Source organism: Dactylosporangium aurantiacum (assembly GCF_000716715.1).
GTDB classification, from domain to species: domain Bacteria; phylum Actinomycetota; class Actinomycetes; order Mycobacteriales; family Micromonosporaceae; genus Dactylosporangium; species Dactylosporangium aurantiacum.
Genome location: NZ_JNYJ01000002.1, coordinates 236,808 through 262,506, shown reverse-complemented (window position 1 = coordinate 262,506; position 25,699 = coordinate 236,808). Strand labels below are relative to the sequence as shown.

Genomic DNA, 25,699 nt, shown 5'->3' with positions numbered 1-25,699 from the left:
TGTAACGGCGGTTCAGCGTGCGGTGGAGGGGCCCTTCGTGCCAGGGATGCCGCCGGTGCGGCCCGGCGTGGTGGCCCGGTGGTGCCGGGCGGAGCGGCGCAGGGTCGTCGGGACGGTGAAGGTTTCGGTGTACTGGGAGACGTCGTACTGACCGGGCACCGAGATCGCGTTGCCGAGCGGCGTGATGAGCGCGTCCTTCAGCGCGAGGGGGCCGCCGAGCAGCACCCCGTACGTGATCGAACCGGCGTTGCGGGAGAAGTACGCGCGGGTCGGCTCGCTCAGCGTGCCCGGCGTGGACAGCAGCAGCGGGCCGCCGTTGGCGCCGATCATCGCACCGCCGGTGAGCGCGTCGAACCAGGTCGTCGCCGTGGCGACGGCGGCGGTGCGCGGGCCGGTGAAGAAGAAGTCCGCGACGGCGACCGCGGTCTCGAACTCCGTCGCGCCGAACACGGGATAGAACTCCGTGTCGTCGGGCCACGACGGCAGCACGGCGTTGCCCAGCGCCCGCACGGCCGGCCCACCGACCGCGATGACCGCGACCCGGTCCGGGTCGACCGCGTCGAGATAGGCGGCCGACGCCGCGGGCATGGCGTCACCGGCGGTGAGCACGACGACGGTGCCCGGGTTCGCGCCCGCGGCGGCACCCGCGGCGAGCGCGTCGTAGTACTTCAGGGACGTCGCCAGGATGATCGCGGACGGTTCGGTGGTGATCGCCTTCGCGACGGCGACCGCCGTCGCGTACTCGTCCTGGCCCCACAGGCGCACGACGGAGTAGCCGAGCGATCTGAGCTTCGTCTCCACGTTCGCGGACAGCGCGACGGTGCCACCGAGGAGGTACACGGTGCCGGTGCCGCCGAGGATCCGCTGGATCTCCGCCTGGATGTCGGCGTGCAGCTTCCCGGTGGGCGTGATCAGCAGCGGGCCCTGCTTCGCCACCGCCAGGGCGGAGCCGCCGAGCGCGTCGAGATACGTGTCGTCGCGGGACAGCACGACGGCCTTCGCCTGCGCCCGGACGCCGTCGTCGACGCCGTGGTCGGCCCAGTTGTAGCGGGACGTCGCCACGGCGGTGCCGAGCGCGGTGGCGCCCCAGACCCGCTCGACGTGGTTGGCGTTGACCGGCTGGCAGGTCGCGTCGGACGCGTTGTCGGCCAGCGGGTCGATCTGCCTCGTGGCGACGTCGATCCGCTTGAGGGTGCGGTTGGCGCCCGCGCGGCTGGTGAACACGACGGCGCCGCCGTCCGCCGTCCAGGTGGGGTTGCCGTTGGAGAAGCCGGCGTTGGACACCGTCGTCAGCTGGACCTGGTCGGTGCCGTCCGCGTCGGCCATCCACACCTGCTGGACGATCGGGGCGCCGTCGCCGCCGGTCATGCGGGTGAATGCGAGCTTCGTGCCGTCCGGGGAGAAGTCCGGCTCCCCCGCGCCGCCGGTGATGATCGTCGTGGCGGTGCCGACGCCGTCGACCCGGCGGATCACGCCGTCGAGGGCATAGTCCCGCTGGAACGCGACCGTGCCGTCGACGGAGACGGTGGCCTGCTCGGCGAAGGACCCGCCGGGGTCGCTGTACACCAGGGCGTCGGCCGTGCCGTGGTCGGTCCCGGCCGCCGTGACGTACAGCTTCCCGCTGTCGCTGAAGATGACGGACCCGCCGTCGGGGGTGAACGCGGGCCCGGTGACGTTGCCGGCGGCGCGCTGGTACACGACGACCCGGTCGCTGCCGTCCTGGCGCACCGACTCGATCGCGTGGCCGGTCGAGTAGACGAACCGGCTGCCGTCCGGCGACCAGCTGCCGGGACCGTAGCCCGCGTTCTCGACGAGCAGCCGCGCGCCGTTGCCGTCGGCGTCCGCGATCCAGACCTGGGTGCCGCGCAGGAACGTGATCGCTCCCCGGCTGCCGGGCAGCGACGCGTGCGCCTTCCGCTGCCCCGGCACCAGGCCGGGGACGGCGACCGCGGTCGCCCCGGTCACCGCCGCCAGGATCGCGGACCTGCGCGTGAGCCCGAACGACATGCCGTCTCCCCCGTGCCTCGCCGACCACCGGCGCGGTGATCACAGCGAGGAGAGTACCTCCGCGAGGCGCTGTTGCGTTCGCCCAGCGGAGGACGCGTTTGACAGTTGCGACAGGTCTTCAGATCGCGGTGGCGAGTTCGGTGGACGCTGCGGCGACCCGCATCCCGTGCGGTGCGTCGACGCCGAGTTCGTAGTGTCCGCGGCGCAGATTCCGCATGAACGCGTGCCCGGCGATGATCGTCTGCGCGGTCCGGTCGGTCCGTAGCCCTCGCACCGGTCTGAGCCGGTGCTTGAGCTGACTGTGGTCGCCCTCGATCCTATTGTTGGCATGCCGTTCGACGTGGTGCCCCGCCGACGGCGTCCAGCAGGATCGCGGTGTGCCAGGCCCGATCGGCCCGCTGGGGCGCGTCGCGCAGGGGCCGGCTCAGGTGCAGGGCGACCCGTTGGTCAGGGTGAAGTTGGTCGGGTTGGTGTTGGTGCCGGTGTAGCCGGCCTGGAAGCCGAAGTTGACCGTCGCGCCCGGGTTGATGATGGCGTTGTACGACTCGTTGTTGATCGCCACGTGCTGCCCGGTCTGGGTGGTGATCCCGTTCCAGGTGCTGGTGATCGTCTGGTTGCCCGCGAAGTCCCAGTTCAACGTCCACTTGTTGACGGGCGCCGGACCGGTGTTCTTGAGCGTGATGTTGGCGGTGAAGCCGCCGGACCAACCGCTCGCCGAGTAGGTAACCTCGCAGGAGAGCGTCGGGTTGGTCACCGTGTACCCGTTGGCTGCGTCGCGCACGGCGGTGACCGACGGGCAGCCGTACGCGTCGTCCGGCGTGTTCAGACCCCGCCAGTGCGAGTTCGACGGGCCGAGGTCGACCCATGAGCCGCTGATCTGCACCTTGATGCCGCTCGCCTTCCACACGTGCCCGCGGCTCTTCGTGCAGTAGTCGCCGACCGTGGTGACCGGGTTGTAGCCGGTGTAGGCCTCGAAGATCGCCCAGCCGAACGTGTCGCCGCCCCGGTTGCCGTGCGTGGTGTACAGAACGTCCCAGGTCGAGGTGGTGACGTTGTACACCGACGCCATCCACTCGTTCGTCGCGGCGTTGGTCTTGACGATCTGGAAGTCGTACGCCGAGTTCGGGGCGTACTTCGACCGGAAGGTGCTGTCGATGTCGGTCAGCTTGTGCAGCCCGCCTGTGACGTCGCACTGGTCCCAGACCCAGAGCTCCAGCCCGTCGTGGTAGTTGTCGTACAGCTCGATACAGGAGTGGCTGCCCGGATAGAGGGTGGGAGAGTAGATGAAGTCTCCCGTGGAATAGCCGGGGTTGATGCTGTGCCGGGCCCGGGCCCCGGTGACCCCCGCATGGATCTCGAACCCGTAGTCGGGGTGGAGCTGGCCGCTCCAACCCGGCAGCGGCAACGGCGGCGACTGCAGACCGGGCCGGATTGTGAATGCCGGACGGCCGTCGGCCGCCTGCTGCGACGCCTCGGCCACCGCCGCTCGCCCGGCGCCGCTGGAGCCCGCCTGCGCTGGGATGCTCCCGCCGGCGAGTGCGATCGCCATGCCACACACGGCCGCCAGACCGGTGGTCACGCCAAAGTGAAACCTCAAGGCTTCCCCTTCCTCCGTGCCAGGGCAGGGCGCGTGCACAGACGACGCCGATGTCGTCCGTCGCCGTCCCCCGTCCTGACGTGACGGAGTCAGCCTCGGTCCCCCGGCCGTCCGGATCCGCGTTCCCGGACAATCCCGGACAGCGCTAACGTGTACCGCCGGCGTCGCGGCCGCCGGGTGCACCTGCGCCTACCTGAGCGCGGCCCGACAACCGCTGCGTCGAACCCCGCCCGGCATGTGCCACCCCGGCTTGACGGCGGATTCCACCTGACCCAGGAAACCGTCGGCCGGCAAGGACCCGAGTTGAGGAGCTGACCTTCGCCGATCCGAACGCTGCGGCCAGCCGCCAACGACGGCGGCGTGCCGATTCGACGACGACGGCGACCGCCGCCAGGAACATCATCGGCACGCACCCGAGCCAGACCCACGGCGGGGTCAGGACCTGATCGGTGGTTTGCCCGGCGACCCGGGGCAGCGAGAGCGGTCCGAGGGCCGTCCCGGCGAGGAGCACGCCGAGCAGCGGGCCGGTCAGTCCGGCGATCACCGCGACCGGCAGCCGTTCCCCGGCCGCGACCCCGGCGGGCATCGCGCAGGCGCAGGCCAAGGGTCCGCAAGCGGCTCAACGTCAGCCATCGCTGCGGCGCTTGCGCCGCCGCGCCCAGCATCAGCCCCATGAGTCCGAGCGCCATCAGGGTCACGACCGAGGCCGCCGACAGCCGCAGCAGACCGGAGACCGTCGAGCCCCCGGATCGTGCGGCGTCCCGCGCGCCAGCAGCACGCCGACGGCCGATCCGTGCCCGGGCATGCCGTGTCCGGTCCAGTGGTTCGTGTCAACGACGCACGAGGAACGCCTCGATCGCGGCGGCGGCGGCCGCTGGGCCGTCTTCACGGCGGATGGCGGTGCCGATCTCGGCTGCCCGGTCGGCGTAACGGCCGGTCGTCATCAGTTCATCCAGCAGACCGGCGAGGCGGGTGGTGGTCAGCCGGCGCAGCGGCAGTGGGCGCGGTCCGACGCCGGCGCTGCGGATGCGATGTGCCCAGAAGAACTGGTCGGCGAAGCTGGGCAGGGCGAGCGACGGAAGGCCGTGCCTCAGGATCTGTGCCAGTGTTCCGGCGCCGCCGTGGTGCACGACGGCGGCCACCCGTGGCAGCAGCGCCGCATAGTCGATCGCCTCGACGGCGTGCACGTTCTCCCCGGTGACGCCCCGGCCGAGCTTGGCGGTGCCGTCCTGCACGACGAGACGGTGCCCGCTCAGCGAGGCGGCAGCGACCACGGTGCGGGCGACCGCGGCGGCATCGGGCACCGGCGTCGAGCCCAGTGTCACGAACACCGGCGGCGGGCCGGAGTCGAGGAAGCGACGAGTGTCCGGGTCGAGCGGCGACACCGTCCCGGGACGGGTCTGCAGGTATCCGGAGACGACGACGTCGTCCGGCCAGTCCGCAGGGCGGGGCAACACCCTCGGGCTCACCGCGGCGACAGCGCCCACGCGCCGCTGGTGCAGGGCGAGCGCCGCCGACGCGGACAGCGGCGGTCGGCGCAGGACGCTATCCCGCAGCCGGTTCATGACCGGTGCGGTCAATCGCCAGGCCAGGCGCCGCTCGACGGCGTACGTGAGACGGTTGCCGATCGCGCCGTAGTTACCGGACACCCGGTGGGCGCTGGGCGACGGGAAGCGGCCGGTCGGGATGGCCGGCACGTGGTGCAGATGGACGGCCGGCACACCGGCGTGCTGGGCGACGTCGAGCGCGGGAAACGTCATCGGATGGCACACGACGGCGTCGGCGTCGGCGACGGCGCTGACGGTCGCCCGGTAGAGCATCTCGAATCCGGGTTCGAGCGCGTCCATGAGCTGCCGGATGGCGCGAGGGTCGAACGGTCTGCGCAGCAGGCGCTTGGCCGCCGGAAGGTCGAGCAGGTCACCGGTCGGGCCGAGGTCGATCCGGTACAGCTCGACGCCGTCGGCACCCGCGGCGAGGTCAGGCTGCGTCACGAGGCGGACCTGGTGACCCCTGGCGATGAGCGCCCCTGCCAATGCCAGGAACGGGTCCACATCCCCGCGCGAGCCGAGGGTGACGAGAACGAGCCGCAGCCCAAACATTCAGGCAACCTACATACATTGACATCCATCAGCAACCAAGCGGAAGTGAATGAATCGTATTCCGCCCTCGTACAGGTGAACATCCACCCATGACGTTCCATCTCCATGGAGCCAGATCTATCGTTTTCCTGGGCTTCGACGGAAGGTGGCGTCCAATGCTTCAGATTCCATTGTCCGATCTGGATATCGAACCCGGCCGCGTATACCACTGGCGGTTGCGCCCGCCGGACGACTTCGATCCGGCCAGGTCGTCCAAAGCCGCTTCGTACAACCAGGAAAAGCACTTCTCCGCCGCGCTCGCGGCGCGGATGGAACACGCCGCGGAGGACTACTGGGTGGCGATGACGCTCCGCATCGACGGTCAGGTGGACCTCGATGCCCTGGAGCTCGCGCTCCGCCGCTTCGTCCAGCGGCACGAGGTCCTCCGCTGCGGGTTCGAACAGATCACGAGCGGCCTGCACTGCGACGTCATGACCGCCGACGAGGTGGCCCTCGAGCGGGTCCATCTCGGCGTGCTGCCGAGCGCGGAGGCGGTGCGCCGCCATCTCGGCGACACGTTCAGCCGCGCCATCAGCGCACTGTCCTGGCCGCTGTTCCTCATGGGCGTCGTGGAGCACCGGCTGCGCTCGACGGTGTTCCTGGCGTTCGACCACATCGTGTGCGACGGCATGTCGCTGGCGATCGCCGTGGAGGAGATCCAGCGCCTGTACACCGCAGCGACCCGCGGCCATCTGCCCGCGCTCCAACCGGCGGGCAGCTATCTGGACTTCGGCGTCGCGCAGCGGCACCGGTACGCCACGATCACCGCCGACGGCCCCGAGCTTGCGTACTGGCGCTCCTTCGTCGCCGGCGCGGGGAGCCTGTTCCCGCGGCTGCCCCTGGAGCTCGGCCTGGACCACGGGCACATGTACCCCGCACACAACGAGACCACGCGCCTGCTCGACGATGCGGCGGCGAGGGAGTTCGAGGCGCTGTGCGACACGCATGGCGTCAAGCTGTCGACCGGGCTGCTGGCGGTGGTCGGCATGTCCCTGCACGAGATCACCGGCCACCCGACGTACCACGGATTCATGCCGATCAGCGAACGGCGCGACCCGCGCTGGCGCGATGCGTTCGGCTGGTTCGTCAACACCTTGCCGATCACGTTTCCCATCGACGTCGGCAACGACTTCGCCGCCGCAGCCGCCGGGGCGCACAAAGCATTCCGTGCGCTGCTGCCGCATACCGACGTCCCGTTCGTCAAGGCGTGGCAGCTCCTCGCGCCGCAGTACTTCCATCTGCGCACGTGGCCCTATCCGGTGAACTTCTTCTCATTCATCGACTATCGGAGGATGCCCGGCGCCGAACATTATCCGCAGTGGCGCCCCACGACCATTCCGGAAGCCTCCCATTCGAACACCGGAAACATGTGGTTCCTACGGAACCACGACGGCATCCACCTCAACATGATCTATTCGGACACACCCAGGTGCCGCGCGGCGATGACCGGTTACCGGGACGCCATCGCTGAACGCCTCGTCGCCCAATGCCGAGCAACCGCAGCTCCCGGCTTCGCGGCACCGTCGGCGGAGCCGCCGCAGCAGCGTTCCGCAGCAACGGCATCTTCCCGCGGGCCCGTTACCGACGCATCGCCAGCCGGCGCGGCACCAGACGCGCGGTCTCCGCGGTTGGCCCCGGCATCCTCACCACCGCCCGGCACGTGATCACCAGCGACAGCCCATCTCGCCGCGACCAACGCCTTCGCACTGCTGCGCTTGCTGCCGATGCGTGACCGGGACAAAGGCATCGAGATCCTTGCCTGCGACATCCACTGGTCGTCCTGCAGCGCCAGGTCGGCAGCCCACGTTCACCAACGCCGACCGCGCTGTCCTCGCCGGTGGGGCGAACTGGCGCGGGCCCGCACCGGTGGGGCGAACTGGCGCGATCAGCCGCCCACTGCCGGGCAGACCCAGCGGCGGGACGTGGCGGCCGGAGGACACCCGTTCAGCTGCGCTGTCCTTGACGACGTGACGTTTCACGCTGACGGGGAGGAGCTTGCGGAGGGCGGCGTTGAGGATGTGCTCCGCGAGATGGCTCCGGCGCTGCGGCGCTGCGGCGCCGCGTTACGAGTCCCTACCGTGTCCGGGAACAACGACGACGGCGGGTACGTCGTGGAGATCAACGGTCGTCGGTGTCTAGTGCTGGACGCCGGCCAGTGGTGGACGACCTCCGAGCACTCCTTCCAGGCTCAGAAGTTCCCCGGTACCCGCCACGCCGAGCTCATCCGGCGGACGGCGACCCCGTTGCGGGCCGCCGAGCTGGGCCGCGACCGGTCCCGGCCGCTGCGCCGCGACTGGGAACGGGTCAAAGGCGACGTGATGCGCCGGGCCGTGACGGCCAAGTTCACCGCCCACGACGACATCCGCGCCGTCCTGTTGGACACCGGCGACGAGGAGATCGTCGAGGACACCGGCACTGACCACTACTGGGGACGCGGCCGCAGTGGCACGGGCAAGAACGCGGACGCCAGGCTTCCGATCAGTTCCGCGGGCCTACGCCGCCGCCCTTGTCGCGGCGCAGCGTGTCCGTACGTCGACGAGCTTGGTCGTGGTGGCGCGAGCCTGCTGGGTACCGCCGGATACTACGGCCACGCCCCGCGAACGAGGTCCCGCGCAGATCGAGACGACGGCCTCGGAGCGCGGCATCGGCGATCGCCCCGGCGCACGGCCGGCGAACGTCCCGAGCGCTGCGGCGACCGCAGCTGCCTCGACGTCGGTTCCCATCATCCCTCCTCGGCGGAGGTCGATGCGTCGTCAGGACGGCCAGCTGTTCGCGCGCGCACCAGCCGTACACCGGTCGCAAGCAGCCACCCGAGCCAGGCGGCGTAGCCGGGCATCCCCACGAAGAGGAGCGATGAGCCGTCCGCGATCGCGAGGTTGGCCGCCCCGGCGGCGAGCAGCAGGCCTCCCCCGGCCACTGCGAGCAGACGCTGCCACGGCGGCGTCAGCTCGCTCGCGTGCGCCGCCAGCGCAGCGCCGATGCATGTGGTGCCGAGCGCCGGCAGCGCCAACGCGAAGGCTGCTGCATGCAGTTGCCAGGCGAGCTCGAACTCCGGGCTCGGATCGGCGAGGTCGCCGGCGGACAGCACGACACCGTTCCACAGGACGGCGTAGAGCGCAAAGACTGCCGAGAGGGTCGCGCCTGCGGCCACCGCGAGGCGCGACCAGTCTGCGCCCGCACGCCCGCGGCGCTCGACGAGCCCGTGGAGACCGGTCAGGAACCCGAGCAGCAGCGGCAGGTTCAGCGCCTCCAGGCCGACCGCGATCGCGACCGCGACCCGGTGCTCCGCGTGGAAGGCGAGCACCTCCCCGATCGGGTCCCCGTAGCCCGGCGCTCCGGCCCAGACCACCACCGCGTTCTGGATCGCCACCGACGCTGCCAACGCGATCGCCGTCGCGCCCACGACCCGCTCTCGGAGCGCTCGGGTCGGGGTAGGCACCGTCGTCGCCGCTGCCGCGCTCACGGGCACGTGCCGGGATTCAGCGCGGTGGCGGGGTTGTGCGGTGATCTCATCTCTCGCTCCTTCGTTGCGGTCGGATGACCGGTGCAAGCACCACGTCATTCGTGGCGCAGGAATGGTCGGAGTTGGTTTCGGAGTCTTCTTTGGCTGCCGTTCCGGTGCTGTGGGACAGATTGCTGGAGCGGCCGGATACGCCGCCACGAGCCAAGGTCGATGGTGGTGGGCCGAAGGTCTACACCTCGGGATCGACTTTGGTCGGATGCCGTGGGGCCCGGCCGGGCCGTACCCTTTGATCATGACGGCCCCGGCGGACCCGCCGGATCGCAGCCCGCTACCGGCGGGTGTGACCAGCGATGCTGACCACGATCCGGTACGCCCGGCCGGGCGCACGATCCGCGGCCGGGTGGTCGATGCCGTGTGTTTCCTGCTGGCCGTCGGCCTCATGGTGCTCGCCCTGGGCGACGGCCTCGCGCAGCACGTCGCCCCGGTCCCGCTCACTGTCGACCTCGTTCTCGGCGGCCTGTGCAGTCTGGGGGTGTGGCTGCGCCGGCGCTGGCCGGTCGGCCTCGCCGTGGTCGCCGGTGTGGTCGGCGTCTACGCGACGTCCGCCTCGGGCGCGGCGATCATCGCGCTGTTCACCGTCGCGGTGCACCGGCGCTTCGCGGTGGTCGCCCCGATCGTGGCTGGGTACGCGCTCGTCCCGTTCCTGACGCTGCTGGTTCGACCCGACGTCCCAGTCGGTTCTCCGTCGGACATCGTGCTGGGCGTCGTCTTCGCGGCCGCGGTACTCGCCTGGGGCATGTTTGTGCGGGCCCGACGCCAGTCGCTGCGGGAGCGGGCCGGGCGGGTCGAGGCCGAACAGGAACTGCGCGTCGCCGAAGCCCGCCAGGGCGAACGCAACCGGATCGCCCGGGAGATGCACGACGTGCTCGCCCACCGCCTGTCCCTGCTGAGTCTGCACGCCGGGGCGCTGGAGCTACGCCCCGACGCCGCGCCCGAGGAGGTCGCCCGTGCCGCCGGTGTGGTCCGCGAGAGCGCCTACCAGGCACTGGAGGACCTTCGGGAGGTGATCGGCGTCCTCCGCGCCGGTGTCGACCGGTCCGACGAGACGCCGGAACGGCCGCAGCCCACCCTGGCCGACCTCCCTGACCTCGTCGACCAATCGCGGCGCGCCGGGATGCGGATACGGCTCGACTGGCAGACCGACGCGCTTTCCGCCGTACCGGCCGGTGTGGGGCGCAGCGCTTACCGGATCGTGCAGGAGGGGCTGACCAACGCCCGCAAGCACGCCCCCGAAGGCGAAGTGGCCGTCACCGTCCGGGCAACCCCGGGCGACGGCGTAACCGTCGAGATTCGCAACCCGTACCCGGCCGAGACCAGCCCTGCCGGCATCCCCGGCGCCGGCATCGGCCTCATCGGGCTCGCCGAACGGGCCGTCCTCGCCGGCGGACGCCTCGAACACGGCCTCACCCCCGCCGGTGACTTCCGGCTCAGGGCCTGGCTACCGTGGCCTACCCTCTGATCGCGGTCGGAACCGGCCCCCGGCCCAGGTGACCACGGACAAGGAGCCCAACGTGAACGCACCGGTGCGGGTCCTCATCGTCGACGACGACCCGCTCGTGCGGGCCGGCCTCACCATGGTCATCGGCGGCTCGCCGGACATCGCCGTGGTGGGCGAGGCCGGCGACGGAAGCGAGGTAGCCGCCGCCGTCGACGCATACGCCCCGGACGTGGTGCTGATGGACATCCGCATGCCCACCCTCGACGGCCTCGCCGCCACCGAACGACTCCGCGCCCGACCCGACCCACCCGAGGTCATCGTCCTGACCACCTTCGACGCCGACGAGCACGTCCTGCGCGCCCTGCGCGCCGGGGCCAGCGGCTTCCTGCTCAAACACACGCCACCCGCCGAGATCCTGCGCGCCATCGCGCGGGTCGCGGCCGGCGAACCCATCCTGTCGCCGACCGTCACCCGACGGCTCATCGCCCATCTCAGCGACACCGGCGCCGCCGCCCGGCATCAGCACGCCACCACCGCGCTGCATCAGCTCAGCGAACGCGAACGCGAGGTCGCCGTCGCCGTCGGGCGGGGCAAGTCCAACGCCGAGATCGCGGGCGAGCTGTTCATGAGCGTGGCCACCGTGAAAGCGCACATTTCCCGCATACTCACCAAACTCGATCTCAACAACCGTACGCAGGTCGCCCTACTCGCCCACGACGCCGGCCTCACCGGCTGACACCGGAAGCCTCTCGGACTGGCGGGCGCGGGCGCGCGGTGCGACTTTTTCCGCGAACAGGGACATTCTTGTGTCGAACCCGCCCGCAGCGGCTGGCCGCCGTACGCGGCGCGACAGCCGGGGCGGGGGTGCGGCGTTACATCGGGTTCCAGCCGTCGGAACCCGCGAGGTACTTCTGCGGCGTGTAGTTGGCCGCCATCGAGTCGCTCATCTGCCGGCGGTTGCTGTTCACCGTCGCGCCCGGACCGGTGTTCTTGTACTCGTAGAACCGGGCGTTCTGCCAGGGGTTGCCGGACATGTCGATCCACGGCTGGCTGGTGGCGATCGTGTTGCTCAGGTTCGACTCCCGGTAGACGACCTGCGCGGCGGGGCCCCAGGGCCGGCCGAGCTGGGTCTTGCCGGCCACCGCACCGGTGATCGTCGACCGGTAGATCAGGAAGCCGTAGGTCTGCGTGGAGGGCGTCCGGGCCGCGGTCAGCGGGCCACTGGTGGAGCGCTTCTCGTAGATCGAGCAGTTGTTGAACACCGCGGTGCCGTCGCCGAAGATGAAGTCGACGGTGCCCTCGATGTAGGAGTTCACGAAGTACGACCGGGCGCCGGAGTTGACCAGCAGCGTGTCCTGGTCGCCGATGAACCGGACGTTGTCGAACGTCGACCGGTCGGCGGCGTCGTTGACCGCCACGGCCTGGGTGCCGCTGCCGGCGTTGGTCTCGTCGAAGTCGTTCGCGAACTGCAGGTTCGTCGCGGTGAAGTCGTGCCCGTTGATGAACACGGTGGCGCTGTTGAACGTGCCGTAGTTGTTCGCGCCGTGGTTGTTGATGATGTTCACCTGGCTCGGCGAGGAACCGAGCCCCTGCAGCGTGATGTACGGCTTGTTCGCCGGGATGGTCACGATCTCGCGGTAGGTGCCCGGCTTGATGGTGATCACCCGCCGTGTGGTGTTGTTCGTCGGAACCGCGTTGATAGCAGCCTGCACCGTCGAGTACGTGCCCGTGCCGTCCGCCGCCACCGTCGGCGGGGTCGTCGTGACGGAGCCGACCTTGACCATCTGCCACTGCTGGTTGTATCCGTCGAGATCGGCGTACTGCGCGACCATGCCGCCGTCGGCGACCGACCACTCCCACAGGTCCAGCGCCTTACCCGAGTGCCGGCTGATGAACCGCACATACCCGCCGGCGGAGTCCTTCACGGCGAAGTGCTGCTTGGTGTCGGTGCTTGCGGTGGTCTGGATGACCTGCGCACCGTCGGTGGCGCTGGGCACCGCGATGACCTTGCCGCTGTTTCGGTTCTTCAACTGGTAGTAGCCCGCGCCCACGTCGACGAACTGGAACTGCTGGTTCACCGCATCGGTACGCGTGTACTGCCGGAGGTTGCCGCCGTCGGCGGTCGACCACTCCCACATGTCCATCGCCTTGCCGCTGTTGCGGTTGACGATGACGTACCATGCGCCGGTGTCGATCGTCGCGGCGTTCGCCGTGGTGACGGCGGACACCGCAACGCCGGCGGCGAGGGCGAGCGCGAGCGCGAGACCGATGATGGCGGGCAGCCGCCACAGACGCCCGCCGGGACGGTTGCGGACCGGGTTCATCAGAACTCCCAAAGGGAACGGGGCAACCGTCGGACGGCACGCGGCCGGCGCGACAATCACCTTGTGGAGGTTTCCGCACCTCGCACGCGCTCAAGGAGGCGTGGCCCCAACGAGGAAAACGCTTTCCTCGATCGTAGGAATTCCGATGAAACATGTCAATGTTTCCGGACTCCCCGGAAGCGGTCCGTCTCATGCGAGCAGGACTCGCAGGCGGCGGCGCAGGTGGTGCCGGAACGGGTCGACGAGGGTGTCGCGGGAGCGCGGCGGGCGTTGCCGTTGCCCGGCCGTGGCGGCGCGGGCGTGGCGTTTCACGGTGTCCAGCGCCCAGCCGAGCCGCCGGGAGCACTCCAGGAGGCTTTGGTCTTGGTCGAGGAGGCCGAGCGGGTCGTTGCCGGGGGCAGGTGCCTCGCCGGCTGCCGCGCGGGCCGCCTGCGAGGCACTGTCCGGTCAGCTGAGGCTGAACCGCTGGTTGGCCTGTCCACCGCAGGACCACAGTTGCAGCTGTGTCCCGTTGGCCGTGCCGGGGGCGTCCAGGCACAACCCCGACTGCACCCCGGTGATGGTGCCGTTGGAGTTGACGTTCCACTGCTGGTTCGACTGCCCGTTGCAGCTCCAGATGATCACGGCGGTGCCGTTGCTGGTGCCCTTGCCGTTGGCGTCCAGGCACATGTTGCCGTACACCTGCAGCTGCTTGCCGGAGGTGTACGTCCACGACTGGTTCGCCTGACCGTTGCAGTCCCACAACTGCACGCGGGTGCCCGCGCTCTGCGAGCTGTTGGGCACGTCCACGCACCGGCCGGACTGCGCGCCGACGATCCGCTTGCCCTGCCCCGGGTCGCTACCGCCGCCGATGCTGTAGGAGAAGTTGTTGACGGCGAGGCCGGTGCCGTTGACCCAGGGCTCGAATCCGGCCTGCACGCTGGTGATGTACCAGGAGTTCTGTGCGTACCCGCGGTTGAGCATGTCGCGGTAGAAGGTCGCGATGTTGAAGTTGATCGAGGAGGTCGAGCCCTGCCGGACGTAGGACACGACGTTCCAGCCGTAGTTGGCGTACCAGACCTCCCAGTTCGCACCCGCGAGGTTGACCGTTCCCACCTGCGAGCCGGCGGCGTGCACGGACCCGGTCTTGTTGAGCCACACCATCAACTCGGCGCCGGTGTTCTGGCCGTCCGTGCGGGGGGTCGGGTCGAACCAGACGTCATAGGAGGCGTCGTACACGCTGCCGTTGTTCGGATAGCTCATGCTGACGCTGGTCGAGATCGTGGAGAACCGGCTGTCGCTGACCCGCAGGGGCAGGCCGCTGCCGGAGGTGCAGTTGCCGTAGTGGCACCCGGCGTAGATGGAGGGATACGCGGCGGGGGCGCCGTTCTGCGGCAGGTTGTGCACAGCCGAGGTGACCGAGAACCCGGTGTTCGTCACGTTGATGCACTGGGTGGTGTCGTCGCCCCAGACATTGTTCTGGACGATGTACTTACCGCCCTGGATGGACGTCGACCCGTACTTGGTGCAGATCTGGGTGTCGGCGAGGGCGGCGGGCGCGGCCACCCCGACGGCGACAGCACTGCCGACGGCGATGAGCGCCGCGGCGACGACGACGGAGAGTCGTCTCATGTATTCCTCCTGAGTGGCTGCGAACGGCGGACTGGAACCGCTTCCGGGAACGATGTGCCGAATGCCGGGTTGTTGCAGGTGATGTGGTGTGGAAGCGCTACCGGCCTTGTGTAGCGGCCGGGCGGCGCGGACGCAACCATCGATCGCCCGGGCGGTGGACCCCTCAGATGCATCGAGGTCGGGGCATGCGACACGCCCGCCGGACGTTGAAAGTTTCAGCTCGCCTGATCAGCGGTCGGGTTTCCGGTCCGGATCGGCTCCGGCGGCGCCGGCGATCTGCGCCGCCGGCCGTGATGCGGAGCGTTTCAGGCCGACTCGCGGACCACCAGGCGCGTGGGCAGGATCAGCGGGCTGGGCTCCTGCCCCGCCAGCAACGCCGTGAGCATCCGGGCCATCTCCGTGCCCAAGGCTCGCACCGGCTGGTGCACCGTGGTCAGCGGCGGCTCCGTGCGGGTCGCGATCTCGAGGTCGTCGAACCCTACGACGGCCACGTCGTCGGGGACCCGGCGACCACGCTCGCGGAGCACCCGCACCGCGCCCGCCGCCATGTTGTCGTTGGCGACGAACACCGCGTCGAGGTCCGCGCGGGTGTCCAGCAGCTCCGTCATCGCCGCGGCGCCGCCGGCGACGGTGAAGTCACCGGCCCGCACGGCGTGCGGTGCCAGGCCGGCGACGGCCATCGCATCGCGGTACCCGTGGTATCTGGACTCGCTGACCTCCGTGTCGGACAGACCGGTGATCGTGGCGATGCGGGTGCGTCCGAGCCCGATCAGGTGGTCGGTGCCCGTGCGGGCACCACCCCGGTTGTCCGCGTCGACGTACCAGGCGGGCTCGCCGTGCAGCGGCCGGCCGCCGTAGACGGTGGGCAGGCCGGAGCGCTCCACGAGGTGGACGAGCGGATCGTCGCCGCGCAGCGCGATGAGCATGACGCCGTCGACCGCGCGGGTGCCGAGCAGGCTCTTGAACCGTGTCTGGGCCCGTCCGGATGCGCCCAGACACAGCAGCAGGTGCAGGTCGGTCTCCTCCAGGGCCGCCGAGATACCGACGATGACATGCGCGAAGAACGGATCGGCGAAGAGGGCGGGGTCGTCACCGGAGACGGCCAGGGCGACCACGCCGCTCTTGCGCGTGGCCAGCGCCCGGGCGCTACGGCTGGGCGCGTACCCCAGCTCCCTGATGGCCTTCTCCACGGCTTCCCGCTTGGCGCGGCTCACGTGCGGCGCATTGTTGATCACCCGTGACGCTGCGGTCATCGACACGCCGGCCCGCGCGGCAACCTCGGCGAGCGTGGGCTGCCGTCGGGACGAACCCGCCGCCGTTGCCATGCATCGTCCCTTCGCCGGTGCCGCCGCGCCACGAACGGTGCGCCGACAAAGAGTACGAGGAGGGTGCGGGCCACCGTCGGCCCACACCCGGGGCCGCGCATCCCAGGAGGCGTTCCTCGGATGGACTCCCGGACCTTCGGCACCCTCGAACAAGCTCGCCCCAGACGCCTCCCAGCGGCGCTGACCACGTCGAGCCGTACCTGGACAGTCGTCGGGCTGCCGGCGCACACCGCCGGCTCTCCGCGCCGGACTGCCCGGCGCCTCGTCCCGGGAAGCCGCGTCTTCGCAGGTGGACGGTGGTGCAACGTCCCACCGTCCCAGGTGTGCGCCACGGGCTGGTCCGCGGCCGGGCCGCCGTGCCATGATCCCTGCCGCCGGGCCATGCAGGGAAAATCCGGTCCGGACCAAAGCGTCAGTTGGCGCCAGGCCCCCGCCATCTCCGCACAGCCGTGTTACGCGCTGTCACTGTTCGTGACAATCCGCCGATCAGCGCTCATCGGTGGGACGGCGACGGACGGTGCGCACGGGCCCGGTCCGGCAACTGTCCACCGACACGTGGAGCTACCCAATGACCGACGCCGTACCTGACGAAGTCGATCCACCCGCCCAACCGCCCGTGGCCGTACCGTATCTGCTGGTCATGCCCGGCGGCGATGGACGGCCGCAGCCGGTCGCCTGGCCCGGCACCGCCGAGGGGCAGACGTGGGCGATTCCCGTGACGATTCCCGCGGGGACCCCGGGATTCGCCGTGTTCGTGCCGCTGGTCCCGGGCGCGACGGCCAAACCTGCCGAGGGCATGACGGCCGCGCCCGTTGAGCCCGAGCCAGTCACGCCCGTCGCCGAGCCGGTCACGCCCGTCGCGGCCGCTGCCGCCGCGCCTGTTGAGGAATCGCCCGACGACGAGCTCGAAGAAGACGAGGAACACGACGAGGAACACGACGAGGAAGAAGACGAGGGACACGACGAGGATGCTGTCGCACCGCCGCCGGCGCAGCACCAGTCGGCAACACGGCCTTTCGCGCCGCCGTACGCCGCGCCCTTCCCGCCGCATCCTGTAGTGCCCCCGTTCCCGCCCTATCAGACCGTTCCGCGGGTCATGGGGCCGCCGCGACCGCTGCCGCCCGGGTTCCTGGAAGCACGTTGGCCCGGGCCGGAGCCCGCGAGCGGCTGGCGCGTACCGGTCGCCGTGCTCGCCGGCGGACTCGTCGCCGCGATCGTCCTGCCCGGCATGCGGGTCGGCATCGGCTGGTTCCTCGGCGGGTTCGCGCTCGTCGCCGCCGTCATCGCCGGCATCTGGCCGGCCGCCGCAGCGCTGCCGAAGGCCGACCGTGCGATGCGGGCCGTCTGGGCCGGCTCCGCGGTCGTCCTGCTGTCGGTGCTGGCGTTCCGCAACGCCTGGTGGCTCGTCACGTTCTGTGTGCTGGGAGCGCTCGGCTGCGCCGCCCTGGCCATCGTCGGCGGCCAACGCGTCCGCTCCATACTGTTCAGCCTCGTGGCGGCGCCGTTCGCGGCCTTGCGCGGCATCCCGTGGGTGGCCAAGCACCTCAGCGCCACCGGCGACCGGCACGGCAAGCCCCGCCACACCCAGCGCGTCGCCTGGTCGGTCGTCATCACTGTGTTCTTCGTGCTGGTCTTCGGCGCGCTGCTCTCCTCCGCCGACGCCGCGTTCTCGCAGGTGCTCTCCGCCGTCGTGCCGACGGTCAGCGTCGGCCGCGTGTTCCTGTTCATCCTCTGCGCGCTGATCGCCGTCGCGGCCGTCTACACCGTCGCCGCGCCGCCGGACCTGTCCACCATCGACAAGCCGGGCACCGCGCGGCTGCGCCGCCTGGAGTGGGGGCTGCCGATCGGGGCGCTGGTCCTGCTGTACAGCGGATTCGTCGTCGTGCAGGCCACCGTCCTGTTCGGCGGCCAGCACCACGTGCTGCAGACCGCCGGCCTCACCTACGCCGAATACGCCCGCAGCGGCTTCTGGCAGCTGGCGACCGTCACTGTGCTGACGATCGCCGTGCTGGGCGGCGTGACCCGCTGGGCCAGCCGCGAGGACCGGGCCGACCGCATCCTGCTGCGCACGCTGCTCGGCCTGCTCTCGTCGCTGAGCATCGTGATCGTGGTGTCGGCGTTGTCCCGCATGTACGCCTACCAGAAGGTCTACAGCTTCACCGGCGAGCGCATCTTCGTGATGGCGTTCGAGCTGCTCCTCGGCACCGTCTTCGTCATGGTCATGGTGGCCGGCATCAGGTGGCGCGGCACCTGGATCCCGTCGACGACCGTCGGTCTCGCGGTCGTCATGCTGCTCACCCTCGCGGTGCTCAACCCGGAGGACTACGCGGCCCGCCGCAACATCGCGCGTTACCAGGAGACCGGCAAGATCGACGCCTGGTACCTGCGCGCCCTGTCCTCCGACGCCACCCCGGCCCTGTCGACCCTCCCTGACTCGGTCCGTCGCTGCACGCTGAGCTGGATCGTCGACGACCTGGACGAGCCGGACCCGTGGTACGGCTGGAACCTCGGCCGCGAAAACGCCCGCGACGCCCTGGAGCGCGTGGGCTCGTCCGGAATCGGCGGCTCGAGCGACTGCCAGCGGGCCGACCAGTTCGACCTGCCGAAGACACGCTGACGCGCCGCCCCGGGCCGCCCCAGCACGGCGGCGGCCCGGTCCGGGCCGTTCGGCTGCGTTCACACCGTGCGGGTCGCCTTCGCGAGGTTCGCCTCCAGCCCGGCCTTCGCCTGCTTGACGACGCTGGGTGAAGGCCTTGACCTCATCCGGGTCGTCGCCGGCATGATGCCGCGCCCCGCCACCGGCGTCCACTCCCGTAACACCGCCGTCGAGGTCGGCATGGACGCCATCACGGTCGAGCAGACCGCCGCGGCGCTCGCCACCGAGCCGGCCGCCCGAGCGCGGCGGGTCTCGCCGGCTCCTTCGCCGACGACAGGGCCCCGCACGTGGCTGCTCATCCTGGCCCTGCTGGCCACCGCCGCGGTCAGCGACCCCACCTCCGGCGACGACGAGACCCCGGCCGCGCTTCCGACCCGGGTCCCGTCTCCTGCCGAGCCCGGCCCCAGACGAAGGCGCCGCCGACCAGGACACCGCAGGTCGCGCCGCCGGCGTGGCCGCCTCCGGTTTCAGCACCCGTGCATTTCGCGTGGGAACCCGTCGGTGCCGCGCTCGAGACGGACGGTGACCGGATGCCCCCGTTCCGCATCCGGTCACCGTCGCCGGTGGCCGGGCCGCCGCTCCCCCAACGGTGCGGGCCACCGCGCTGGCAGTCTGTCAACGCCGTGGTACGGGCGCCAGACGCCGGGACCGATCTGGGACGGCGGGACGGTGGAAACGGACTGACCTGCGGGGATGTTGCGGTCTTGGGACGGTCGATAGGATGCAGCCCGCCCCGACACATGGAGATGACGGCGATGCCGCACCGTCCCGGCGAGCTTGCCGCGCTGCTGACCGCACTGAAGGACCGCAGTGGGCTCAGCTATGCCCGCATCGGGCAGAAGACCAACCTGAGCAAGTCGGCGGTGCACCGGTTCGTCGCCGGGGCGGCGGTGCCGCAGGACTTCGGCACGGTGGAGCGGATCGCCACGGCGTGCGGGGCGGACCGTGACGAGCTCGACCGGCTCTATCCGCTGTGGGCCGCGGCCCCGCGACAAGACCCGGCCGCCATCGCAGACCCGGCCGCCGGCCCAGAACCCGCCGCCGGCCCAGAACCCGCCGCCGGCCCAGAACCCGCCGCCGGCTCCGAACCCGCCGCCACCGCAGCACCCGCCGCCTCGTCGAAGGCCGCCGTTGCACCGGCGCCGCGGCGCCTCGCCCTGTACGCCGGGCTGGCCGCGGCGCTGCTGGTGCTGGCGGGTGCGGTGACGGCGGTGTGGTGGCGGGGCAGGGAGGACCGGCAGCAGACCGCGCCGCCGAGCGCGACCCCGCAGTGGATCAGCGGCCCGAGCTGGACGCTCCCCGCGCGACCGGTCCCGCCGGAGTACTTCGGGGTGACGATCAACAGCGGGACCGGGCACATGCCGGGGTTCACCGTCGGCGCGGTGCGCCTGTGGGACAGCGAGACGCGCTGGTCGCGGGTGCACCTGGCGCGGGACCGGTTCGACTGGACGATCCTGGACCGGCTCGTCGACGGGGCCGCCGCCGCCAGGCTGCCGGTGCTCTACACGATGGGTGGCACGCCGGCCTGGGCGGCGCCCAACGGCAAGCGGTCGGTCTACCCGGACAACGCGAAGTCGTCGCCGCCGGACGACCTGGCGGTGTGGGACGCGTACGTCAGCGCGCTGGTCGGCCGGTACAAGGGCCGCATCGCCGCCTACGAGCTGTGGGTGCTCGCCAACGACGCCCGGATGTACAGCGGCAGCGTCGAAACCCTGGTCGAGATGACCCGCCGGGGCAGCGCGATCATCCGCGCCACCGATCCCGCCGCCACCGTGGTCTGCCCGGGCATGGGCAACCTGTGGAGCGCCGAGGGCCAGCAGGTGCTGCGGGAGTTCGCCCGGCTCGGCGGCTACGAGTACTGCCACGCCGCCGCCGTCAAGCTGCACCAGCGCTCGCCGGAGGACCCGCCGGAGACGATGCTGGAGCTGACCACGCAGATCGACCGGCTCTTCCACGAGGCCGGCCTGCACCCGCCGCTGTGGAACACGGGCACGACGTACGAAATCCCGCTGGAGGGCCAGCTCGACCGGGCCCGCGCCCGCGACTACGCCGTCCGCTTCTACCTCGTCGGGCTGCTCGCCCGCACCACGAACCTGAACCGCATGTACTTCTACAACTGGGGCGGCACGAAGATCCCCATCGTGCTGCAGGCCGACGAGGGCGAGCCGACCGAGGCCGCCCTCGCCGTGCAGCAGCTGCAGCGCTGGCTCGCCGGCGCGCAGATCCGCTCCTGCGGCCACGGCCAGCCCGCCGGCCTGCCCGAGCACGCGTGGCAGTGCGAGTTCGTCGTGCCGACCCCGGCCGGCAACCGGCGCGCCGTCATCCGCTGGACCCACACCGGCTCGGTACGCCTGCACGCCGAGGCCACGGCGGAGGCGCTGCTCCGACTCGACGGCACGACGGAGCCCCTGGCCGGCGGCGCCGAGCTCACCCTGACCGAAACCCCCGTCATGATCCGCTACAGCGACCTGTGACATTCCTCCCAGCCTCAGAGCCTGCGGCGGGGGGCGAGGGTGTCGCAGGTTCGTCGACGGCGCCGTCCGCGCCCTGCTGGATGGATGCGTGAGCAACGCCGCATCCGTGTGTCGGCGACCTGATCTCCGGAATCGGCAACGCCGTGCATCATGTCCGAGAACAGCGCCGACCACGGACGGAAACCGCCATGACCCGCACCCGCAAAGCCATCATCGCCGCCTTCGCGGCCCTGCTGCTCACGCCCGCCCTCGGCGCCTGCGACCTCGTCTCGGGCGGCACCTGCGACACCATCACCATGAGCATCGCCGGCAAACCAGGCGGGAAGAGCGGTGGCAGCAGCAAGAGCAAGTCGAAGAGCGGATCGAAGTCGAAAAGCGGACACGACTGCGACTGAGGGGAACACCGCGCCCCGAGCCGGCCGGGTAGGTCCACGCCGACCCGGCCGCGACCGATACGGTCCGCAATGGACGACTACGGCCGATCCATGTGCAAAGTGTCACGTGTCGCAAAGCATCGGGTTGGGTACGGCTTGCAGCGATTGGGACTGCGTCGCCGGCGAAACCCTGGGGTATCTGTATGCGTTTGCGTGGCCGTGGTGTGCTGTCCGCCGTTTCGTCGCTGCTGCTGTGCGGGCTGCTCGCCGGCGTGGTGCTGGCCGCCGCGACGTTCCCGGCGCTGGCCGTGTCGGGCCTGGCCGCCAAGACCGGCGCCGACCACTTCGAGCGCCTGCCGACCACGTTCGACGTGCTGCCGGCGCCGCAGATCTCGTACATCTACGCCAGCGACGGTCAGACGCTGCTGGCGATGATGTACGACGAGAACCGGCGGGACGTGCCGATCACCGACGTCGCGCCGGTCATGGCGCAGGCGATCGTGGCCGCCGAGGACACCCGGTTCTACCAGCACCACGGGGTGGACGCGAAGGGTGTGGCCCGCGCGTTCGTGAACAACCAGAACGGCGGCGACCAGCAGGGCGCCTCGACGCTGACGATGCAGTACGTGCGGCAGGTCTCCGCCTACACCGCGCGCACGCCGCGGGAGGTCGTGGAGGCCACCGACAAGACGCCGGCGCGCAAGGTGCGCGAGATGAAGCTCGCGGTCGCGCTGGAGAAGAAGCTCTCCAAGGAGCAGATCCTGGAGCGGTACCTGAACATCTCGTCCTACGGCCACGGCGCGTACGGCATCTTCGCCGCGTCGCATGTCTACTTCAACAAGGACCCGAAGGACCTCACGCTGCCGGAGGCCGCGCTGATCGCCGGCCTGGTGAAGGCCCCGACGACCAACGACCCGGCCACGGCCGACGGCCTGCCACGCGCGCTGGAACGGCAGAAGTACGTGCTCGACCAGATGGTGACGATGGGCCACATCACCAGGCAGCAGGCCGACGAGGCGGCGGCCACCGAGCTCACGATCGTCGGCCGGCGGACCCCCGAGGGCTGCGAGGCCGTCCAGCGCCCCGACCTCGGCGCCGGCTTCATGTGCGACTACCTGCGCCGGTGGTGGCTCGAGCAGCCGGCGTTCGGCGCCGACGCGTACGAGCGGCAGAACAAGCTGCGCTCCGGCGGCTACACCATCGTCAGCTCGATGAGCGTGCAGGCCCAGGCCGCCGCGTTCAAGTACGCCCAGAACCAGCCGGGCGCCGGCAGCTCCGTCAAGATCGGCGACGCTGATGCGGTCATGCTCGCCGCGGTCGAGCCGGGCACCGGGCGGGTGCAGGCCCTCGCGACGAACCGCAACTTCAGCAACGACCAGACCCGCAACGGGCCCAGTACCAACCCGGCGAAGAAGGGGCAGAAGGGCAACTATCCCAACACGACGGTCCCGCTCATCACCGGCGGCTCGGAGATCGCCGGCTATCAGGCCGGATCGTCGTTCAAGGTGTTCTCCGCGGTCGCCGCGCTGGAGGCAGGTCTGCCGCTGTCGCACACCGAGAACGTCCAGAAACAGTTCGTGTCCGACTATCCGGTCGACCCCGGCAGCCCCACCGCCTGCAACGGGGCGCACTACTGCCCGAAGAACTCGGGCGACCAGGCCGGCGACTTCAACATGTGGCAGAGCTTCGGCATGTCGCTGAACACGTACTTCGTGCCGCTGCAGCAGAAGGTCGGCGCCGAGAAGGTGGTCGACGTGGCGCAGCGGCTGGGCATCCGGTTCCGGTCCTCGCACGACGCCGAGCTGGCCGCGGACGCCCACCAGTGGGGCGCCTTCACGCTGGGCGTGTCGGACACGACCCCGCTGGACCTCGCCAACGCCTATGCCACCCTGGCCGCCGACGGCAAGTTCTGCGCCCCGACCCCGATCGTCGAGATCCGGGACTACACCGGCAACACGATCGACGCCGGGAGCCCGCAGTGCAAGCAGGTGGTCGACCCGGACGTGGCCCGCGCCGCCGTGGACATGGCCCGCTGCCCGGTCGGCGACCAGTCCGCGTTCAACGCGTGCCCCGCCGGTGGTACGGCCGCCGGCGTCCGCGGCCAGGTCGACCGGCCCGTCGCCGGCAAGACCGGCACCACCGACAGCGAAAAGAGCGCGACGTTCGTCGTGATGGCCAAGCAGCTCGCGGTCGCCGGCATCGTCACCGACCCCGACAACCCGCAGACCGACAAGACGATGTCGCACCCGGTCATCAACAACGCGGTCGCGTACACGCTCAAGGGCGCCCTTGCCGGCGTGCCCGCGGTGAACTTCACCGCGCCGAGCCACGCCAGGGCGTTCGGCGGCTGACCACGTCCCGCTGAGGGAGCGGAGCGGGAGCACGACGGCCCCCGAACGGCGCCGCACCGAGCCGGACGGCGCTCGTGAGCCAGGGCCGGCGGTCGCGCCGCGGGGACGGCTGGACGGGCGGGCAGGACGGCGGCGCAGCGCGTCCTGGGCCGCCCGCCGGTGACGCGACACCGTCCCGGCGGGCGGCGGCGCATCGGCCGTCCCGGATGTCAGAAGTGTGCCATCGTTCAGCCCTCATCCCGAGCGCGGCAGAACTCTGACATCCCCCCTCCGCGATTTCGCGTGCATTCACGAGGCCGGCACGGCGATACCGGGCGGCGGTTACATGGTTGGAACGGTCGAGAAATGTCAGAGCAATGACACTGGACCACTCTGCTCTCACCTGCAGCAGCCGGCTGCACCTCGTTGGCGACACCGGGCTCGGCGCTTGGGACGCCGGCGACTTGCCCGGGACATGAACATCCGCACCATCCGTTGTGCCGCGACCCCGGCGGCACGCCTCCTTGACCAGGAACGGAGTTCCCGCATATGTCCACCACCAGCAAGCGGCTGCGCACCCTCGCCGCCACGGGCGCCTTCGCGACGACCGTCGCCCTCGTGCTCGCCGGCTGCGGCGCCCGCGCCGGCGACGAGAAGACGGCCAGCACCAAGTCGGCCGGACCCAGTTGCGTCGACACCTCGGGCAGCACCATCAAGCTCGGCTTCCTCAACTCCCTCACCGGCGGCATGGCGATCTCCGAGAAGACCGTCTCCAACGTGCTGCACATGGCCGCCGACGAGATCAACGCCGGCGGCGGCATCCTCGGCAAGAAGATCCAGTACATCCAGGAAGACGGCGCCACCGACTGGCCCACCTTCGCGGAGAAGACCGAGAAGCTGCTCACCCAGGACTGCGTCGGCGCGATCTTCGGCGGCTGGACCTCGTCCTCCCGCAAGGCCGTCAAGCCGGTCGTCGAGAAGAACAACGGCCTCTTCTTCTACCCGGTGCAGTACGAGGGCCTCGAGGCGTCGCCGAACATCTACTACACCGGCGCGACCACCAACCAGCAGATCATCCCGGCGATGGACTTCCTCGCCTCCAAGGGGGTGAAGAAGCTGTTCCTCGCCGGCAGCGACTACGTCTTCCCGCGCACCGCGAACGCGATCATCAAGCTCTACGCGGCCAAGCTCGGCATCGAGATCGTCGGTGAGGAGTACGTCCCCCTCGACAAGGACGACTGGACCACCCAGGTGGCGAAGATCAAGGCGGCCAAGCCGGACTTCATCTTCAACACCATCAACGGCTCGTCGAACGTCGGCTTCATCAAGGCCTACTACGACGCCGGCCTCACCGCCGCGACGACACCGATCATCTCGGTGTCGATCGCCGAGGAGGAGGCGCCGGCCATGGGCCACGAGGTCACCGGCCACTACGCGTCCTGGAACTACTTCCAGTCGCTCAAGACCGACACCAACCCGAAGTTCATCGACAGCTGGAAGGCCTACCCCAAGAGCAGCGGCGTCACCTCCGACCCGATGGAGGCCGCCTACATCTCGCTGTACCTGTACAAGGCTCTCGTCGAGGCGGCCGGCTCGTTCGACGTCACCGCGGTGAACGCCGCGGCGAAGAAGAACACCATCACGTTCGCCGCGCCGGAGGGCACCGTCACGCTCGACGGCGAGAACCACCACATCTCGAAGCCGGGTCACATCGGCCGGATCAACGCCAGCAACCAGTTCGACATCGTCTGGTCCTCCGACAAGTTCATCACGCCCGACCCGTTCCTCAAGGGCTACGACTGGTTCCCGGCGAGCGTCCGTGACCAGCTCGTGAAGGCCGCGGGCTGATCGGCCCCAGCCCCACCCGGACGCGGGGTTGCGTGTCGCCTGCGGCAGGCAACC

Annotated in this window: 20 protein-coding genes; 9 read left to right on the top strand and 11 right to left on the bottom strand. The window is 70.5% G+C overall.

Annotated features, from left to right (window positions below):
• Positions 1–12 precede the first annotated feature (12 nt).
• From OP18_RS03395 to OP18_RS03380, 4 genes are all read right to left on the bottom strand, one after another.
• Positions 13–2,007 (bottom strand): cell wall-binding repeat-containing protein, encoded by a 1,995-nt coding sequence (locus OP18_RS03395; RefSeq protein WP_033357166.1) that lies wholly within the window; start codon positions 2,005–2,007, stop codon positions 13–15.
• A 118-nt stretch (positions 2,008–2,125) separates the two neighbouring features.
• Positions 2,126–2,398, bottom strand: coding sequence for a DDE-type integrase/transposase/recombinase (locus OP18_RS60255; RefSeq protein ID WP_052386164.1), 273 nt, complete (start codon positions 2,396–2,398; stop codon positions 2,126–2,128).
• A gap of 33 nt (positions 2,399–2,431) precedes the next feature.
• Positions 2,432–3,556, bottom strand: a complete 1,125-nt coding sequence (locus OP18_RS03385; protein WP_156089264.1) for a cellulose-binding domain-containing protein — start codon at positions 3,554–3,556, stop codon at positions 2,432–2,434.
• A gap of 878 nt (positions 3,557–4,434) precedes the next feature.
• Positions 4,435–5,703, bottom strand: coding sequence for a glycosyltransferase (locus OP18_RS03380; RefSeq protein WP_081970266.1), 1,269 nt, complete (start codon positions 5,701–5,703; stop codon positions 4,435–4,437).
• 155 nt (positions 5,704–5,858) lie between these two features.
• Between OP18_RS03380 and OP18_RS03375 the strand changes: the two genes are divergently transcribed.
• Together OP18_RS03375 and OP18_RS54750 are read left to right on the top strand one after the other, a co-directional pair.
• On the top strand, positions 5,859–7,406 hold the full coding sequence (locus OP18_RS03375; RefSeq protein WP_162189737.1) for a condensation domain-containing protein: 1,548 nt from the start codon (positions 5,859–5,861) through the stop codon (positions 7,404–7,406).
• A gap of 60 nt (positions 7,407–7,466) precedes the next feature.
• Positions 7,467–8,570 (top strand): riboflavin biosynthesis intermediates N-glycosidase, encoded by a 1,104-nt coding sequence (locus OP18_RS54750; RefSeq protein WP_341483916.1) that lies wholly within the window; start codon positions 7,467–7,469, stop codon positions 8,568–8,570.
• Here OP18_RS54750 and OP18_RS03370 read toward each other — a convergent pair.
• Entirely contained in the window at positions 8,465–9,145 is a 681-nt protein-coding gene (locus tag OP18_RS03370) for a hypothetical protein (protein WP_245635237.1), read from the bottom strand. The two genes, OP18_RS54750 and OP18_RS03370, sit on opposite strands and share 106 nt — an antisense overlap.
• A 352-nt stretch (positions 9,146–9,497) precedes the next feature.
• Between OP18_RS03370 and OP18_RS03365 the strand changes: the two genes are divergently transcribed.
• Positions 9,498–10,724, top strand: a complete 1,227-nt coding sequence (locus OP18_RS03365) for a sensor histidine kinase (RefSeq protein WP_033357162.1) — start codon at positions 9,498–9,500, stop codon at positions 10,722–10,724.
• A 115-nt stretch (positions 10,725–10,839) separates the two neighbouring features.
• Positions 10,840–11,439: a response regulator gene (locus OP18_RS03360; protein WP_389250508.1), complete on the top strand. Its 600-nt coding sequence runs from the start codon at positions 10,840–10,842 to the stop codon at positions 11,437–11,439.
• A 136-nt stretch (positions 11,440–11,575) separates the two neighbouring features.
• Here OP18_RS03360 and OP18_RS03355 read toward each other — a convergent pair whose 3' ends face one another.
• From OP18_RS03355 to OP18_RS60250, 5 genes are all read right to left on the bottom strand, one after another.
• Entirely contained in the window at positions 11,576–13,027 is a 1,452-nt protein-coding gene (locus OP18_RS03355) for a pectinesterase family protein (RefSeq protein WP_033357161.1), read from the bottom strand.
• A gap of 189 nt (positions 13,028–13,216) precedes the next feature.
• Positions 13,217–13,339 (bottom strand): hypothetical protein, encoded by a 123-nt coding sequence (locus OP18_RS61715; protein WP_260709533.1) that lies wholly within the window; start codon positions 13,337–13,339, stop codon positions 13,217–13,219.
• A gap of 135 nt (positions 13,340–13,474) precedes the next feature.
• A complete protein-coding gene (locus OP18_RS03350) occupies positions 13,475–14,638 on the bottom strand; it encodes a GH12 family glycosyl hydrolase domain-containing protein (protein WP_033357160.1) in 1,164 nt (387 codons plus the stop codon).
• A 305-nt stretch (positions 14,639–14,943) separates the two neighbouring features.
• Positions 14,944–15,963, bottom strand: coding sequence for a LacI family DNA-binding transcriptional regulator (locus tag OP18_RS03345; RefSeq protein ID WP_033357159.1), 1,020 nt, complete (start codon positions 15,961–15,963; stop codon positions 14,944–14,946).
• A gap of 493 nt (positions 15,964–16,456) precedes the next feature.
• Complete coding sequence (locus OP18_RS60250; RefSeq protein ID WP_245635235.1) at positions 16,457–16,924, bottom strand: hypothetical protein; 468 nt, start codon at positions 16,922–16,924, stop codon at positions 16,457–16,459.
• Between the two features lie 135 nt (positions 16,925–17,059).
• Between OP18_RS60250 and OP18_RS03340 the strand changes: the two genes are divergently transcribed.
• Positions 17,060–18,580 (top strand): DUF4153 domain-containing protein, encoded by a 1,521-nt coding sequence (locus tag OP18_RS03340; RefSeq protein WP_245635234.1) that lies wholly within the window; start codon positions 17,060–17,062, stop codon positions 18,578–18,580.
• Between the two features lie 59 nt (positions 18,581–18,639).
• On the opposite strand, the gene OP18_RS03335 is transcribed toward OP18_RS03340, so the two are convergent.
• Positions 18,640–18,918 carry a hypothetical protein gene (locus OP18_RS03335; protein ID WP_156089263.1) on the bottom strand — a complete coding sequence of 93 codons (279 nt, stop codon included), beginning with the start codon at positions 18,916–18,918 and terminating at the stop codon, positions 18,640–18,642.
• 456 nt (positions 18,919–19,374) lie between these two features.
• Between OP18_RS03335 and OP18_RS03330 the strand changes: the two genes are divergently transcribed.
• The 4 genes from OP18_RS03330 to urtA all read left to right on the top strand — a co-directional run bounded on the left by OP18_RS03330 (position 19,375) and on the right by urtA (position 25,645).
• Positions 19,375–21,093: a helix-turn-helix domain-containing protein gene (locus tag OP18_RS03330; protein WP_211273431.1), complete on the top strand. Its 1,719-nt coding sequence runs from the start codon at positions 19,375–19,377 to the stop codon at positions 21,091–21,093.
• Positions 21,094–21,281: 188 nt separating this feature from the next.
• Positions 21,282–21,488, top strand: a complete 207-nt coding sequence (locus OP18_RS03325; protein ID WP_033357156.1) for a hypothetical protein — start codon at positions 21,282–21,284, stop codon at positions 21,486–21,488.
• A gap of 182 nt (positions 21,489–21,670) precedes the next feature.
• Positions 21,671–23,818, top strand: coding sequence for a transglycosylase domain-containing protein (locus OP18_RS03320; RefSeq protein WP_081970262.1), 2,148 nt, complete (start codon positions 21,671–21,673; stop codon positions 23,816–23,818).
• Between the two features lie 528 nt (positions 23,819–24,346).
• Positions 24,347–25,645: an urea ABC transporter substrate-binding protein gene (urtA, locus tag OP18_RS03315; RefSeq protein ID WP_033357155.1), complete on the top strand. Its 1,299-nt coding sequence runs from the start codon at positions 24,347–24,349 to the stop codon at positions 25,643–25,645.
• Positions 25,646–25,699 lie beyond the last annotated feature (54 nt).